The organism is Terrabacter sp. Root181 (assembly GCF_001428505.1).
GTDB lineage: Bacteria > Actinomycetota > Actinomycetes > Actinomycetales > Dermatophilaceae > Terrabacter.
Genome location: NZ_LMHU01000008.1, coordinates 23,574 through 38,497, shown reverse-complemented (window position 1 = coordinate 38,497; position 14,924 = coordinate 23,574). Strand labels below are relative to the sequence as shown.

Here is a 14,924-nt window from a genome sequence, read left to right as displayed (position 1 = left end):
CCCGGGTGTGACGACGCGATGTCATCGGGCGTTCAGCAACCCGTGGGCATCTCGCCGCGCGAGACCGGGGAGCGCGGTCTAGGGTGACCCGCAGACCGCGCGGAAGAGCCGGTCCCAGGGAGGAAATCCATGCGTCAATCTCGTCCTGCCCTGCGCCGGGTCGCCGCGGTCACCACCGCCGCGCTCGCCGCGGGCATCACCCCGTTCGTCATGGCCGCACCGGCCTCGGCGGCCCCGACGGAGCTGTTCATCAGCGAGTACGTCGAGGGCTCGAGCAACAACAAAGCGCTCGAGATCTACAACGGCACCGGCGCGACGGTCGATCTCGCGGCTGCCAAGTACAACGTCCAGGTCTTCGCCAACGGTGCCGCTACCACCACGAACACCATCGCTCTGAGCGGCAAAGTTGCCTCGGGCGACGTCTTCGTCCTCGCCAACACCTCGGCGGGTTCGGGAATCACCGGGCAGGCCGACCTGCTGAGTGGGAGCGCCAACTGGAACGGCGACGACGCCGTCGTCCTGCGCAAGGACGGGGCCGTCGTCGACGCCTTCGGCCAGGTCGGCCTCCGCCCCGTCAACGAGTGGGGCACCGGCCTCACCTCGACCATGGACAACACCCTCCGACGCAAGTCGTCCGTCACGGCGGGCGACGCCAACGGCGCCGACGTGTTCGACCCCTCCGTCCAATGGGACGGGTTCGCCATCGACACCTTCGACGGTCTCGGCGCCCACACCGTCGACGGTGGTCCGGCGACCGATGTCGCTCCGGGCGTCACCGCCACGACCCCGACCGACGGTTCGTCGAACGTCGCCGTCGGCGCGAGCCCGACGGTCACCTTCTCCGAGCCGGTGAACGTCGCCGCCGGAGCCTTCACCGTCGCGTGCTCCCTCTCGGGCACCAAGATCCTCGCCGTCTCCGGCGGTCCGACGACCTTCACGCTCGACCCGTCGGCCGACTTCACCCTCGGCGACGCCTGCACCCTGACGGTCACGGCATCCGCCGTCACCGACCAGGACGCCATCGACCCGCCGGACTCACCGGCGAGCGACGTCGTCGTGCGCTTCTCGGTCCCGGCCGCCAACCCGTGCGAGGTGACCGCGACCCCGATCCCGGCCATCCAGGGCAGCGGCGACACCGCTGCGGTCACCGGCAGCGTCACGACCCGTGGCGTCGTCGTCGGCGACTACGAGGGCCCCTCACCGGCCCTGCGCGGCTTCTTCCTGCAGGACCCGTCCGGTGACGGCGACCCTGCGACGTCCGACGGCATCTTCGTGTTCGAGGGCAGCAACGCCAACTCCGTCAAGATCGGTGACCTCGTCACCGTGACGGGCAACGCGGGCGAGAACCAGGGTCAGACCCAGGTCAGCGCCGGCACGGTCACGGTCTGCGGCACCGGCACGGTCGCCCCGACCGAGGTGCGTTTCCCCGTGGCCAGCGGCACCGCCCTCGAGCGCTACGAGGGCATGCTCGTCACGCTCCCGCAGGACATGTCGGTGACCGAGCACTTCCAGCTCGGCCGCTTCGGCCAGGTCACCCTCTCGCAGGGAGGCCGCCTCGAGCAGCCCACCAACGTCGTCGCCCCGGGAGACCCCGCCGCCGCGCTTCAGGCGTCGAACGACCTGCGCAAGATCATCCTCGACGACACGACGCAGGCCCAGAACGTCGACCCGATCGTGTTCGGTCGCGGCGGCCAGCCGCTCACCGCTGCCAACACGCTCCGCGGTGGCGACACCGTCACCGACCTGACCGGGGTGCTCAACTACACGTGGGGTGGCAACGCGGCCAGCGCCAACGCGTACCGCATCCGCCCGGTGAACCCGTCCGCGACGGTCGACTTCCAGCCGACCAACCCGCGTCCGACGAGCCCGCCCGCCGTCGGTGGCGACACCCGCGTCGTCGGGATGAACCTGCTCAACTTCTTCAACACGCTCGACACGTCCGGCAACAACTGCCGCGGTGGCCTCACCGGGGTGGTCATGGACTGTCGCGGCGCCAACACCGCCGCCGAGTTCGACCGCCAGTGGCACAAGACGCTGGCCGCCGTCTCGGGCACCCAGGCCGACGTCGTCGCCTTCATGGAGATGGAGAACGACGGCTACGGCCCGGACAGCGCCGAGCAGTTCCTCGTCGGCAAGCTCAACGAGCAGGACGGTGCCGGCACGTGGGCGTTCATCGATGCCGACGCCCGCACCGGGCAGGTCGACGCCCTCGGCAACGACGCCATCAAGGTGGGCATGCTCTACAAGCCGGCCGCGGTGACGCCGGTGGGGGCGACCGCCGCGCTCAACTCCGACGACTTCGTCACCGGTGGCGACTCCGGCCCGCGCAACCGTCCGTCGCTCGCCCAGGCGTTCCGCGACAACACGACCGGTGGCACCTTCGTCGCCGTGGCGAACCACCTGAAGAGCAAGGGCAGCGCGTGCGACAAACCCGACGCCGGCGACGGCCAGGGCAACTGCTCCAAGGTCCGCGTCGTCTCGGCAGACCTGCTCGCCTCGTGGCTGGCCGGCGACCCGACGGGCACCGGTGACCCCGACGTCCTCATCCTCGGCGACATGAACTCCTACGCCAAGGAGGACCCGATCACGACGCTCGAGAAGGCCGGCTTCACCAACCTCATCGAGCAGCGCAACGGGCGCGAGGCGTACTCCTACGCGTTCGACGGGCAGTGGGGCTACCTCGACCACGCGCTCGGCTCGGCGTCGATGAGCAGCCAGGTGACGGGAGTCGGCGACTGGCACGTCAACGCCGACGAGCCCTCGATCCTCGACTACAACACCGAGTTCAAGACACCGGCGCAGGTCACGAGCCTCTACGCTCCCGACCAGTTCCGGATCTCGGACCACGACCCCGTCGTCGTCGGGCTCGACCTGACGAACGCCGACCCGGTCGTCGGCACGGTCACCGGTCCGTCCGCTGCAGTCTCGGTCGGTGCCCCGGCCGGTGTGAGTGCGACCTTCACCGACGCGGACCCGCTCGACACCCACACGGCGACCGTCGCGTGGGGTGACGGGCAGTCCTCGGCCGGCACCGTGACCGGTGGCACCGTCAGTGGCAGCCACGTCTACACGGCCGCGGGCATCTACACCGTGACCGTCACCGTCACGGACCAGTGGGGCAACGCCGACAGCGGCACGACGACCGTCGTCGTCTACGACCGCGCGGCAGGCTTCGCCACGGGGGGCGGCACCATCGCGTCGCCCGTCGGGGCGCTGGCCTCCGACCCGTCGCACAGCGGCAAGGGCAGCCTGCAGCTGTCCGTGGCGTACCCGAGCGGGGCCACCGTCCCGACCGGCTCGTTCACGTACAGCCTCGCGGGCACGACGTTCGCCGTCGCCACCACGACGTTCGACTGGCTCGTCGTGACGGGCACCACGGCGACGTTCTCGGCACCCGTGACGGTGAACGGCCAGGCGGGCTACCGCGCGGTCGTCACCGTGACCGACCCGGGCAAGAACGACACGTTCCGCCTCGTCGTGACAGGTGCCGGCGGCTCCGTGACGTACGACTCCGGCACGCAGGCCGTCAAGGGTCAGGTCGTCGTCCACTGACGTCGCACTGACCGCGTTCCACGACGCGTTCGGCCCGGGATCGACCGATCCCGGGCCGAACGCGTCTCCGTCGGCCCGTCAGGGCGGCGCACCCGGATACGGTGACGCCATGAGGCGAGCACTGTTCGTACGGGTCAACCGGGTCGCGAACGTCGTCGTGCGGCGGCTCGGGCTGCGGCGCTTCCGAGGCGGCGACCTGCTGATGCTGACCACGACGGGTCGCCGGAGCGGGCAGCGGCGCACGACGCCGCTCCTCCACCTCGCGCGCGACGGCGGCTGGCTGGTCGTCGCCTCCAACGGGGGTGCCGACTGGGAGCCGGGCTGGTGGCTCAACCTGCGGGCGGGGTCGCCCGCGACCGTCGAGGTCGGGGGGCGCTCGGTGCCCGTGCGCGGCGAGGAGGTCACGGGCCAGGAGCGTGAGCAGCTCTGGACCGAGCTCAACCACGCCGTCTTCGACTTCGACTCCTACCAGTCGAAGGTGAGCCGGCGTATCGCCGTCGTGCGGCTGACGCCGACCACCGGCTGACCGCTCCCTCGGTGCAGACACCGCCCGACGGTCCGCGGTGGGCCGCGACCTAGACTGCGCGGATGCAGCACCCCCCGACCGCCCGGCGCGACCCCGTCGCCCGCGAGCACCACGGCGACCGCTTCGACGACCCCTATGCGTGGATGGCCGACCGGGACTCGGACGAGCTGCGCGAGCTCCTCGTCGCCGAGAACGCCCACGCCACCGAGCGCACCGAGCACCTGCGTCCGCTCGCCGACCAGGTCTTCGAGGAGTTCCGCTCCCGCATCGAGGAGACGGACCTGTCGGTCCCCGTGCGCCACGACCGCTGGTGGTACTACTCGCGGACGGTCGAGGGGGAGCAGTATGCCGTCGAGGCGCGGGTGCTCGTCGCCGACCACCCGCAGCGGCCCACGCTCGACGACGGCCGTCCCCCGGTCGGCGAGCAGGTGCTCCTCGACCAGAACGAGGAGGGGCGCGACCGTGAGTTCTTCGCCGTCGGGGTGAGCGAGGTGTCGCCGGCCGGCGACCTGCTGGCGTATGCCGTCGACGTCGTCGGCGACGAACGCTACGACGTGTGCGTGCGCCGGATCGAGGACGGCGTGGTGCTCGACGACGTCGTGCGCCGGACCGGCGGGTCCTTCGCGTGGTCGCTCGACGCCCGGCACTTCTTCTACACGCGGGTCGACGACGCGTGGCGGCCGCACCAGGTGTGGCGGCACGAGCTCGGTACGCCTGCAACCGACGACGTGCTCGTGCACGAGGAGACCGACGAGCGCTTCTTCGTCGGCGTGGGCACCTCGCGCGACGACCGTCTCGTCATCATCGCCATCGGGTCCAAGACGACGAGCGAGTTCCGCCTGCTCGACGCCGACGACCCCCTCGGCACGCCCCGCCTCGTGGCCGAGCGTCGTCAGGGCGTCGAGTACGACATCGAGCCGTTCGGCGACCAGCTGCTCGTGACGCACAACGCGAACCGGGTCAACTTCGAGCTGGCCACGGCCGCCGTCACGAGCACGTCGGCCGACGACTGGGTGCCCCTCGAGGTGACGACCGACGACGAGTACGTCACGGGCGCCGAGGGGTTCGACGACTTCATCGCCGTGTCCCTGCGTCGTGAGGGCGGCACGGGCGTGCGCGTCGTGCTGCGCGACCCGGCCGCGCCCAACGGACTGGGCGAGGCGCACGACATCGCCGTCGGCGAGCCCATCGGCACCCTGCACGTCGGGGTCAACCCCGAGGCGTCGACCCCGACGCTGCAGGTGGTCCACGAGTCACTCGTCACGCCCCGCACGGTCGAGGACTACGACGTGCGCTCCCGCACCTTCACCCTCCTCAAGCAGCAGCACGTGCGCGGCGACGTCGACCTGGCGCGGTACCGCCAGCGGCGCGAGTGGGCCACTGCCCCCGACGGCACCCGCATCCCGATCTCCGTCGTGCACCGCCACGACGTACCGGCCGACGGCACGGCGCCCGGCCTGCTCAACGCGTACGGCGCCTACGGCATCTCGAGCGACCCCTGGTTCTCAGTGCTGCGGCTCTCGCTGCTCGACCGGGGCTGGGTCTTCGCCATCGCGCACGTGCGCGGAGGGTCGGAGATGGGGCGGTCGTGGTACGACGACGGCAAGCTCGAGGCCAAGCCCAACACGTTCACCGACTTCGTCGCGTGCGCCGACCACCTCGTCGCGACGAGGATCGTCGCGACGGACCGCCTTGCAGCAGAAGGCGGCTCGGCGGGTGGCCTGCTCATGGGCGCCGTCGTCAACCTCGCCCCCGACCGCTTCCGCTTCGTCCATGCGCAGGTGCCCTTCGTGGACGCCCTGACGACGGTGCTCGACCCCAGCCTGCCGCTCACCGTGGCCGAGTGGGAGGAGTGGGGCAACCCGCTGGAGGACCCGGCGGCTTACGCCCTCATGAAGTCGTACGCCCCCTACGAGAACGTCCGCCCGACCCGGCACCCGAGCCTCCTCGTGACGGCAGGTCTCGACGACACACGGGTCTACGTCACCGAGCCGGCCAAGTGGGTCGCGGCCCTGCGCCACGCCGACCTCGAGGTCGACGACCCTGCGCAGATCCTCTTCCGCACCGAGATGGCCGCCGGCCACGGTGGTCGGTCGGGTCGCTACGACCTGTGGCGCGAATGGGCTTGGGAGACGGCCGTGCTCATCGACCAGACGTCGTGAGCACGGCCGCCGCCGAGGGAGTCAGGAAGGCTCAGGAGCCGTAGATCTCGGTGACCCACTCCGGGTGGTCGATGAACGGGTTCCGGTTGTGCTGCCACGTGTCGAAGATGACCTGGTTGCGGCGCTTCTCGAATGCGTCGGGCGGGTCCTGCAGGTTCCACTGCCTGAGCACCGACATCTTGCCGATGTGCGGGGCGGTGCCGTTGCCGACGAGGTTGTTCGGCTCGAGGTCGGCGAAGCCGTCACCGCCGTCCCAGCGCACCGCCATGTAGAAGATCATCCGGGCCACGTCGCCCTTGACCGCGTTGCGCGGCTCGAAGGAGTCGCCGTCGCTCAGGCAGCCGGTGCACTGCGACACCGCCGAGCCGCCGAGGTCGAAGTCGAGGTTGCCGCGCGTGGAGTTGACCGTGACGTCCTCCGGCCGCAGGTGGTGCACGTCGGTGCCGGGGCCGCTGACCGTGCCGAAGTCGCCGTGGCTCTTGGCCCAGACGTGCTCGCGGTTCCACTGGTCGACGCCGCCGCCGTTGTCGGACTTGGCCATCGAGCGGCCCGAGTAGATCTCGACGACGTTGTTGGTGTTGCCCGGGTCCTGGTCGGTGTCCTTGAGCGCCGTCCAGACCTGGTCGTAGGTGAGCGTCGTGACACCGCTCGAGATGATGCGGTGCAGCTCGGTGTGCAGCGCCGAGCCGGTCCTGCCGATCGCGGACGTGTAGTAGGTCGAGTCGTAGGGGCTGGTCGTGCCGGTCGGGCTCGGGCTCGACGTCGGGCTCGTGGTCGTGCTCGTCGGGCTGGTCGTGGTCGTCGACGAGCCGCTGAACGCGAAGGCGCTCGTCGACGTCATGCCCGGGTGCGAGAAGTACGCCGACAGGGCGCCGGTGACGTCGAGCTGGAGGCCCATGAGGGAGGGGTTGCTCCGCAGGCCCCACGAGGACCGGAAGGCCGACGGGATCTGGACGTAGAGCATCCGGCTCGTCGACGTCTCGGACGCGGAGTCAGCGATCGCGAGCGCGTAGTCGCTGGGGAAGCTCGACCGCACGACGGTGCTCGTCGCGGTCGGCTGGCCCACGACGTAGCCGCGGACGGTGGCGCTCTGGCCGGTCTGCGAGCCGATGGCCTGCGACACCGTGAGGGGTGCCGCTGCGACGAGTGCCGGCGCGGCAGCGGCACGGGGGAGCGCAATCGTAGTGGCGGGCGAGCCGGCCGCGCTCGTGAGCGCGAGGCTGGGCGGGACGAGGGCGACGGCGATGCCGGTGACGACGGCTGCGATGCGACGCCGGGGGATGACGACGGGCACGGGTTCTCCTGTCGGGCGGGGGAGTCGGGTGGATGACGCACCCACCGCCCGGTCGGGCGGCGACCTCACGAGCGTGGCGGATCGGCCGTGAACGCCGGGTCAGTCGTTGGTCTGCCCTTCGTCAGGCCCGGTCCAAGATTCGGCAGCCCGCACCGCGCCCGCACCGCGCCCGCACCGCGTCAGCGCCGCCTCGGCACCGCCTCGGCACCGCGTACGGGCGTCCTGGCATGCTCCGCACGCTGAGACCGTGGTCCTCGCCCCCGGCACCGCCTTCTAGACTGGTGAACCATGATGTCCTCCCTCGACCTGCGCGGACGCACGCTAGACGTGCGCTTCCTGCGCCGGGCCCTGCCCCGAGCCGAGTTCGACGTCACGGCCGCCCTCGAGCAGGTGCGGCCGATCTGCGAGGACGTCGAGCATCGGGGGGCCGCCGCGCTGCGCGACCTCGGCGAGCGGTTCGACGGGGTGCGGCCGACGCACCTGCGAGTGCCGCGGGCCGTCCTCCAGTCCGCCCTCGCTGCTCTCGACCCCGACCTGCGCGCCGCGCTCGAGGAGTCGATCCGACGCGCCCGCATCGTCCACGCCGACCAGCGCCGCACCGACACGACGACCCAGGTCGTCCCCGGTGGCACGGTGACCGAGCGGTGGGTCCCCGTCGACCGCGTGGGCCTCTACGTGCCCGGCGGCCTGGCGGTCTACCCGAGCAGCGTCATCATGAACGTCGTCCCCGCCCAGCTCGCCGGGGTCGGCTCGCTGGCGGTCGCGTCCCCGCCGCAGCGCGAGAACGTCGGCGAGTTCGTCGGCTACCCCAACCCCACGATCCTCGCGGCGTGCGCGCTGCTCGGTGTCGACGAGGTGTATGCCGTCGGCGGCGCCCAGGCGGTCGCGATGTTCGCGCACGGCTTCGTCGACGACGACCCCGAGTGGGCCGTGGTCGACGGCGAGCCGGTCGTGTGCGACCCCGTGTCGCTCGTCACCGGCCCGGGCAACATCTGGGTCGTCGCGGCCAAGCGGCTGCTCAAGGGCCTGATCGGCATCGACGCCGAGGCCGGGCCCACCGAGATCGCGATCCTCGCCGACGACTCGGCCGACCCCGACCACGTGGCGGCCGACCTCGTGAGCCAGGCCGAGCACGACCCGCTCGCGGCCTCGGTGCTCGTCACCGACAGTCAGGAGCTCGCCGAGAAGACCGTGCGGGCCCTGGCCCGGCGCGTCCCCGCCACGAAGCACTCGGAACGTGTCACCGAGGCGCTCGAGGGCACGCAGTCGCGCATCGTCCTCGTCGACGACGTCGACGCGGGTCTCGACGTCGTCAACGCGTATGCCGCCGAGCACCTCGAGATCCAGACCCGCGACGCTGCGGGAGTCGCCGCCCGCGTGCGCAACGCGGGTGCCGTCTTCGTCGGTCCGCACAGCCCGGTCAGCCTCGGTGACTACGCCGCCGGCTCCAACCACGTGCTGCCCACCGCCGGGTGCGCATGCCACTCGAGCGGCCTGTCGGTGCAGTCCTTCCTGCGCGGCATCCACGTCGTCGACTACGACGAGCCGGCCCTGCGCGGGGTCGCCCGCCACGTCGTGACGCTCGCCCAGGCCGAGGACCTCCCGGCCCACGGTGAGGCCGTGACGGCGCGCTTCGGCGACGAGGTGCCCCGGTGACCGAGGGCCCCACGGCTGCCGACGAGGTCCAGCGGCTCCTGCGGCCGGACCTGCGTGGCCGCACGCCCTACGGCGCCCCGCAGCTCGACGTGCCGGTGCGGCTCAACACCAACGAGAACTCCTACCCGGTGCCGCAGGTCGTCGTCGACGCCGTGGTCGCGGCGCTCGCCGACGACGTGGCGTCGCTCAACCGCTACCCCGACCGCGAGTTCACCGACCTGCGCAAGGCGCTTACGGCATACCTCGAGAAGCAGTCGGGGGTGTCGGTGACGCCTGAGCAGGTGTGGGCGGGCAACGGCTCCAACGAGGTGCTCTCGCACATCGTCCAGGCCTTCGGCGGCCACGGGCGCGTGGCGCTCGGGTTCACCCCGAGCTACTCGATGCACCCGATCATCAGCGAGACGCACGGCACCACGTGGGTCGACGGGCTCCGTTCTGCCGCAACGGATCCCGACGCCTTCGACCTGACCGCGGAGTCGGCAGCGCAGCAGGCGCGGGCGCACGACCCGTCCATCGTCTTCCTCTGCTCGCCCAACAACCCGACCGGCACGGCGCTGCCGTTCGAGGTCATCGGTGCCGTGCTCGAGGCGGCCCCGAACGCCATTGTCGTCGTCGACGAGGCCTACGCCGAGTTCGCCCGTCCCGGCACGCGGTCCGCGCTGACGCTGCTCGCCGAACACCCCCGGCTCGTGGTGACGCGCACCATGAGCAAGGCGTTCGCCTTCGCCGGCGGTCGTCTCGGCTACCTCGTGGCGGCACCCGAGCTCGTCGACGCGCTCCGTCTCGTGCGCCTGCCCTACCACCTGAGCAGCCCGACGCAGACGATCGCCCGGATCGCCCTCGAGCACGCCGACGTGATGCTCGGCACGGTCGAGGTCATCAAGCACCAGCGCGACCGCATCGTCGACCGCCTCTCCGAGCTCGGCGCGCGCCCCGTCGCCAGCGACAGCAACTTCGTCCTGTTCGGTGGCCTCCGCGACGAGAAGGCCACGTGGAACGCCCTGCTCGACGAGGGGGTCCTGGTCCGCGACATGGGCATCGCCCATCACCTGCGCGTCACGGCGGGCGACCCCCACGAGACGACCGCATTCCTCGAGGCGATGACCCGTCTCGCCCCGGCCCACGTCCTCCCCAGCAGCGCCGACCGGCAGGAGCCGCCCGCATGAGCCCCACCAGCCGCACCGCGACGATCAGCCGTGCGACGTCCGAGTCGTCCGTCGAGCTCTGGCTCGACCTCGACGGCACCGGCACGTCCGACATCTCGACCGGCGTCCCGTTCTACGACCACATGCTCCACTCGCTGAGCAAGCACTCGCTCATCGACCTCACCGTCAAGGCCACCGGAGACGTCGACGTCGACGTGCACCACACGGTCGAGGACACCGCGATCGTCCTCGGCCGGGCCCTGCGCGAGGCCCTGGGCGACAAGGCCGGCATCTCCCGCTTCGGCGACGCCACGGTCCCGCTCGACGAGGCCCTGTGCCACGCCGTCGTCGACGTGGCCGGCCGTCCCTACGTCGTGCACGAGGGCGAGCCCGAGGGGCAGCAGTACGCCCTCATCGGCGGACACTTCACCGGCTCGATGACCCGCCACGTCCTCGAGTCCTTCGCCTACAACGCAGGACTGTGCCTGCACGTCCGCGTCCTCGCCGGTCGCGACCCCCACCACATCGTCGAGGCGCAGTTCAAGGCGGTCGCCCGGGCGCTTCGCGCCGCGATCGCGCCCGACCCCCGCGTCGTGGGCATCCCGAGCGCCAAGGGAGCGCTCTGACGATGGTGGTTCGTCGATGAGTGCCGAGGTCGTCGTCCTCGACTACGGCAGCGGCAACGTCCGGTCGGCCGTGCGCGCCCTCGAGCGCGTCGGCGCCACGGTCACGCTGACGTCCGACCCCGTCCGCGCCCTCGAGGCCGACGGCCTCTTCGTGCCGGGCGTCGGCAACTTCCATGCCTGCGTGGCGGGCCTCGCGGCCGCGCACGGACCCCGCATCATCGGTCGACGGATCAGCGGGGGCCGGGCGGTCCTCGGCGTCTGCGTCGGCATGCAGGCGCTCTTCGACGGCTCGACCGAGCCGTCCGACCACCCCCTCGAGGGGCTCGCGGAGTGGCCCGGCACCGTCGAGCGCCTCCCGGCCGACGTCGTGCCGCACATGGGCTGGTCCGAGGTCGAGGTCGCCGAGGGCTCGCGCCTCTTCGCCGGGGTCGAGCACGAGCGCTTCTACTTCGTCCACTCCTATGCGGTGCAGCAGTGGACGCTCGAGGCCACTGGCGCCTTCGCCCGGGTCGCACCTGCGGTCACGTGGGCGCGTCACGGTGCGAAGTTCGTCGCGGCGGTCGAGAATGGGCCCCTGAGCGCGACCCAGTTCCACCCCGAGAAGTCCGGCGACGCCGGGCTGCACCTGCTCGAGAACTGGGTCCGCAACCTGTGACCGGGTTGCCGTCCGCCGACTGACCGGCGGCCGGGACCTCGACGAGGAGTGGATCGTGGCGACGAGGAAGACGGCGAGCAGCTCCAGCAGTTCGAGCAGGAAGCGCACGACCAGGACGACCACGAGTGCGACGAAGAGCACGACCGGGCGGACCGCGTCGTCGACGCGGCGGTCCTCGTCCGGCGCGCTCTACCCGCGGCGCCGGAGCAGCCGCCCGGGCCTGCCGACGGCGGTGGGCACGGCACTCGGCACGCTCGTCGTGACGACCCTGCTCGACCTTTCGTGGCCTGCGCGCATCGTCCTCGTCGTCGTGGTCGTCGTCGCCGGGCTGGGATACGTCCTCTGGCGTCACCGGGCCGAGCTCGCCGCCGGGGGAGGCGTCGACACCACTCCGGACGGCCCGTCCGCTCCGGAGGTGGCTCCCGCGCCGGGCGGGGGCGAGCCGACCGCACCGGCCACCGCGCCGGCATCGGAGCCGCCGGCTCCCACCGCCCCGCCCGCCACGCCGGGGCCGTGACACCGTTCAGCGCAAGCGGTCTCGGTCGACGACGCCCGGGTCGACGCCCCAGAGCCGTGCGACGTGAGAGGCGTCGGTGCCACAGCACCCTCCGACGACCGTGACACCCGGGAGCCGTCCGACCACCCGGTCGTGTCCCGCCGAGATCGTGTCGAGGTCGCCCGCGTCCAGGTCGTCGGCGTCGTCAAGCTCCGCATGGCTGCGCGTCGACGCGTTGTAGCGCAGCCCGAGCAGCCTGCTGCGCCAACCGCTCACGTCGACGTCGGCGTCCAGCCCTGCGAGCACGTGCTGCGGGTGGGCACAGTTGACGAGGTAGTAGTCCGGCGCTGCCCGGTCGTCGACCTCGGAGATCGTCTCGGCGAGCGTCGTCCCGTCGGGGAGCCGCCCGTCGACCTCCACCGTGAACGAGATCGCCACGGGCAGCCCGCGCTCCCGGCATGACTGGACGACCCCGATCGCCTCGCCGGCGGTGGTGAGGGTGTATGCCGTGACGACGTCCACGCCCGCCTTGGCGAACGTCGTCACCTGAGCGAGGTGGTAGTCGGCGGCCTCGGCCGGGCTCGGCGCGCCGGCACTGAGGTAGCCGTCGCCACGCGGGCCCACCACCCCGACGACGACGACGTCGCGCAGCCCGAGCTCGGCGGCATACCTGACACGCAGCGACGCCAGCAGGTCGACGGCGTCCGAGTTGGCACGGTCCAGGTCGGCCGTCGAGTGCCCGAGCCGCGCGCCCCAGTCCGGGTTGGCACGCCACGTGGGTGACTCGAGGAGCAGGCCTGCCCCGGCCCGGGCGGCGATGGAGGCGTAGGCGTCGTAGTAGCCCGTGAGCAGCTCGCGGCCGGCCGGGTCGCCGAGCAACGGGTAGGCGGCGAACTCCTCGAGCTCGACCCCGTGGTTGAAGATGAGGTCGGTCTCCAGGCCACCGTCCGTCACCATCGGCCGACCGGCCAGCTGTGGCAGGTGATCCATGTCGGCTCCCGTGCGTCGCGAGGTTCGGGTCCCTCCGGTGTACCAGACGCCACCACATGGCACGCGCAGAACGTGGGGAGGGCGACCGCGCCGTGGTGGGCGTGCGATCCACGGACCGACACGTCGGGAGCGGCGCCGCGGGCACACGGCATACTCGGTGGTCGCACGTCCGGGGTCCCGAGCCCCGGGCACACCTGACACCGACCACGACCCACCGACCACGACCGCGACGGTCGTGACCGACCCGAGGAGCCGACCCGATGACCGGCCAGCACCACGACGCCCAGCCCCACCTCGAGCTGCTGCCCGCCGTCGACATCGCGGGCGGCCGTGCCGTCCAGCTGGTCCAGGGCGTCGCCGGCACCGGCGGCGAGTTCGGCGACCCGTGGGAGGCGGCCCTGCGCTGGCAGGAGCAGGGAGCCGAGTGGATCCACCTCGTCGACCTCGACGCCGCCTTCGGTCGCGGCACCAACCGCGACCTCATCGCCTCGATCGTCGGGCGACTCGACCTGCAGGTCGAGCTCTCGGGCGGCATCCGAGACACCGACTCGCTCGACGCGGCGCTCGCGACCGGCTGTCGCCGCGTCAACATCGGCACCGCGGCCCTGGAGGACCCGGAGTGGACGGCCTCGGTCATCGCCGCCCACGGTGACCGTGTCGCGATCGGCCTCGACGTGCGGGGCACGACGCTCGCGGCCCGCGGGTGGACCCGCGAGGGCGGTGACCTCTGGGAGACGCTCGCGCGCCTCGACGCCGAGGGCTGCGCGCGCTACGTCGTCACCGACGTCAACAAGGACGGCATGCTCCAGGGACCCAACGTCCAGCTGCTGCGAGACGTGTGCGCCCGCACCGACCGTCCGGTGGTCGCGAGCGGAGGCGTCTCGACCCTCGGGGACATCGCGACGATCCGCGAGCTCGTCGGCGAGGGTGTCGAGGGGGCCATCGTCGGATCGGCCCTCTACCGTGGCGCGTTCACCCTGCCCGAGGCCCTTGACGTCGCCGGGCACCCGGGCTCATGACCGGCGCGACCCCCGCCTCGGGACGTCACGACGAGCAGGGGAGACCGGCCGACTCCGCCGGCCAGGCCTGGGAGGGCAAGGCGATCCCCTCACACGGCTTCGCGGGCGACACGGGAGCGGCCGACGCCGAGCTCGTCGCGGCACTGGTCGCGGCGCACGACGTGCCGGGCGACGACGCGGAGACGGCTGTCATGGAACGCGTCGCGCAGGCACGCTGGCTCGTCCCGGTGGTCGCCGTGGCGTCCGAGGTGGACGAGTCCGGGCCACACGCCGTCGACACGCGCAGCGACATGGCCGCCGTCACCCTGACGTCCCCCGACGGGTCACGGGCGCTGCCGATGTTCACCTCCCTCGAGAGCCTCGCCGCGTGGGACCCGAGTGCCCGGCCCGTGCCGGTGCGCGCGGCCGCCGCGGCGCAGGCGGCGATCAGCGAGGAGTGCCACGTGCTGCTCGTCGACGTCGCCTCGTCCCACGCGACCGTCCTGCGGCCGAGCATGCTGTGGGCGCTCGCGCAGGAGCGGCCGTGGGAGCCGAGTCATCGCGACGCGCACGTGGCGGCGGCGGTGCGAGCGGCCGTCGAGGCCGAACCGCAGGTGTCGGGCCACCGGGTGGAGGCCGGTGAGCCGGCCGGAGCCGGCGTGCTGCGGGTCGTGCTGACCCTGGCGCCCGGCCGCGACGCCGACCTCGTCGGCGCGATCGCGACACGGATCGGGGAGCGGATCGCGACCGACGGCGAGACCCGTGCGAGGATCGATGCTCTGACCTTCGCGCTCGAAGCGGCGCGCTGAGCACATCACCCGTGG

Annotated in this window: 12 protein-coding genes; 10 read left to right on the top strand and 2 right to left on the bottom strand. The window is 72.2% G+C overall.

Annotated features, from left to right (window positions below; all coding sequences use genetic code 11):
* The first annotated feature begins 129 nt into the window (after positions 1-129).
* The 3 genes from ASD90_RS16600 (at position 130) to ASD90_RS16590 (ending at position 6,240) form a co-directional block, all read left to right on the top strand.
* The gene (locus ASD90_RS16600; RefSeq protein ID WP_056759064.1) at positions 130-3,552 is read left to right on the top strand and encodes an ExeM/NucH family extracellular endonuclease; all 3,423 of its coding nucleotides are present in this window, start codon (positions 130-132) and stop codon (positions 3,550-3,552) included.
* 109 nt (positions 3,553-3,661) lie between these two features.
* Positions 3,662-4,078, top strand: coding sequence for a nitroreductase/quinone reductase family protein (locus ASD90_RS16595; RefSeq protein ID WP_056759063.1), 417 nt, complete (start codon positions 3,662-3,664; stop codon positions 4,076-4,078).
* A gap of 62 nt (positions 4,079-4,140) precedes the next feature.
* The gene (locus tag ASD90_RS16590; protein ID WP_056759061.1) at positions 4,141-6,240 is read left to right on the top strand and encodes a S9 family peptidase; all 2,100 of its coding nucleotides are present in this window, start codon (positions 4,141-4,143) and stop codon (positions 6,238-6,240) included.
* A gap of 31 nt (positions 6,241-6,271) precedes the next feature.
* Here ASD90_RS16590 and ASD90_RS16585 read toward each other — a convergent pair whose 3' ends face one another.
* Entirely contained in the window at positions 6,272-7,534 is a 1,263-nt protein-coding gene (locus ASD90_RS16585) for an endonuclease (protein WP_056759058.1), read from the bottom strand.
* 288 nt (positions 7,535-7,822) lie between these two features.
* Between ASD90_RS16585 and hisD the strand changes: the two genes are divergently transcribed.
* From hisD to ASD90_RS16560, 5 genes are read left to right on the top strand one after another with little or no spacing between them, the layout of a single operon-like run.
* A complete protein-coding gene (hisD, locus tag ASD90_RS16580) occupies positions 7,823-9,190 on the top strand; it encodes a histidinol dehydrogenase (RefSeq protein WP_056759055.1) in 1,368 nt (455 codons plus the stop codon).
* A complete protein-coding gene (locus ASD90_RS16575; protein ID WP_056759053.1) occupies positions 9,187-10,356 on the top strand; it encodes a histidinol-phosphate transaminase in 1,170 nt (389 codons plus the stop codon). Before hisD ends, ASD90_RS16575 begins: the two co-directional genes overlap by 4 nt.
* The gene (gene hisB, locus ASD90_RS16570; protein ID WP_056759051.1) at positions 10,353-10,961 is read left to right on the top strand and encodes an imidazoleglycerol-phosphate dehydratase HisB; all 609 of its coding nucleotides are present in this window, start codon (positions 10,353-10,355) and stop codon (positions 10,959-10,961) included. The genes ASD90_RS16575 and hisB overlap by 4 nt, the downstream gene beginning before the upstream one ends.
* Positions 10,962-10,977: 16 nt before the next feature.
* Positions 10,978-11,616, top strand: coding sequence for an imidazole glycerol phosphate synthase subunit HisH (gene hisH / locus ASD90_RS16565; protein WP_056759049.1), 639 nt, complete (start codon positions 10,978-10,980; stop codon positions 11,614-11,616).
* A 55-nt stretch (positions 11,617-11,671) separates the two neighbouring features.
* Entirely contained in the window at positions 11,672-12,133 is a 462-nt protein-coding gene (locus ASD90_RS16560) for a hypothetical protein (RefSeq protein ID WP_056759047.1), read from the top strand.
* A 6-nt stretch (positions 12,134-12,139) separates the two neighbouring features.
* On the opposite strand, the gene ASD90_RS16555 is transcribed toward ASD90_RS16560, so the two are convergent.
* A complete protein-coding gene (locus tag ASD90_RS16555; protein ID WP_235506722.1) occupies positions 12,140-13,102 on the bottom strand; it encodes a homocysteine S-methyltransferase family protein in 963 nt (320 codons plus the stop codon).
* A 260-nt stretch (positions 13,103-13,362) separates the two neighbouring features.
* On the opposite strand from ASD90_RS16555, the gene priA reads away from it, so the two are divergent.
* Positions 13,363-14,121 carry a bifunctional 1-(5-phosphoribosyl)-5-((5-phosphoribosylamino)methylideneamino)imidazole-4-carboxamide isomerase/phosphoribosylanthranilate isomerase PriA gene (priA, locus tag ASD90_RS16550; RefSeq protein ID WP_056759044.1) on the top strand — a complete coding sequence of 253 codons (759 nt, stop codon included), beginning with the start codon at positions 13,363-13,365 and terminating at the stop codon, positions 14,119-14,121.
* Positions 14,118-14,909, top strand: coding sequence for an SseB family protein (locus ASD90_RS16545; RefSeq protein ID WP_056759042.1), 792 nt, complete (start codon positions 14,118-14,120; stop codon positions 14,907-14,909). Before priA ends, ASD90_RS16545 begins: the two co-directional genes overlap by 4 nt.
* The last annotated feature ends 15 nt before the right edge of the window (positions 14,910-14,924 follow it).

Coding starts and splice junctions, on each gene's coding strand:
- ASD90_RS16600 (WP_056759064.1), top strand. CDS start 130: ATGCGTCAATCTCGTCCTGCCCTGCGCCGGGTCGCCGCGGTCACCACC.
- ASD90_RS16595 (WP_056759063.1), top strand. CDS start 3,662: ATGAGGCGAGCACTGTTCGTACGGGTCAACCGGGTCGCGAACGTCGTC.
- ASD90_RS16590 (WP_056759061.1), top strand. CDS start 4,141: ATGCAGCACCCCCCGACCGCCCGGCGCGACCCCGTCGCCCGCGAGCAC.
- hisD (WP_056759055.1), top strand. CDS start 7,823: ATGATGTCCTCCCTCGACCTGCGCGGACGCACGCTAGACGTGCGCTTC.
- hisB (WP_056759051.1), top strand. CDS start 10,353: ATGAGCCCCACCAGCCGCACCGCGACGATCAGCCGTGCGACGTCCGAG.
- hisH (WP_056759049.1), top strand. CDS start 10,978: ATGAGTGCCGAGGTCGTCGTCCTCGACTACGGCAGCGGCAACGTCCGG.
- ASD90_RS16555 (WP_235506722.1), bottom strand. CDS start 13,102: ATGGATCACCTGCCACAGCTGGCCGGTCGGCCGATGGTGACGGACGGT.
- priA (WP_056759044.1), top strand. CDS start 13,363: ATGACCGGCCAGCACCACGACGCCCAGCCCCACCTCGAGCTGCTGCCC.
- ASD90_RS16545 (WP_056759042.1), top strand. CDS start 14,118: ATGACCGGCGCGACCCCCGCCTCGGGACGTCACGACGAGCAGGGGAGA.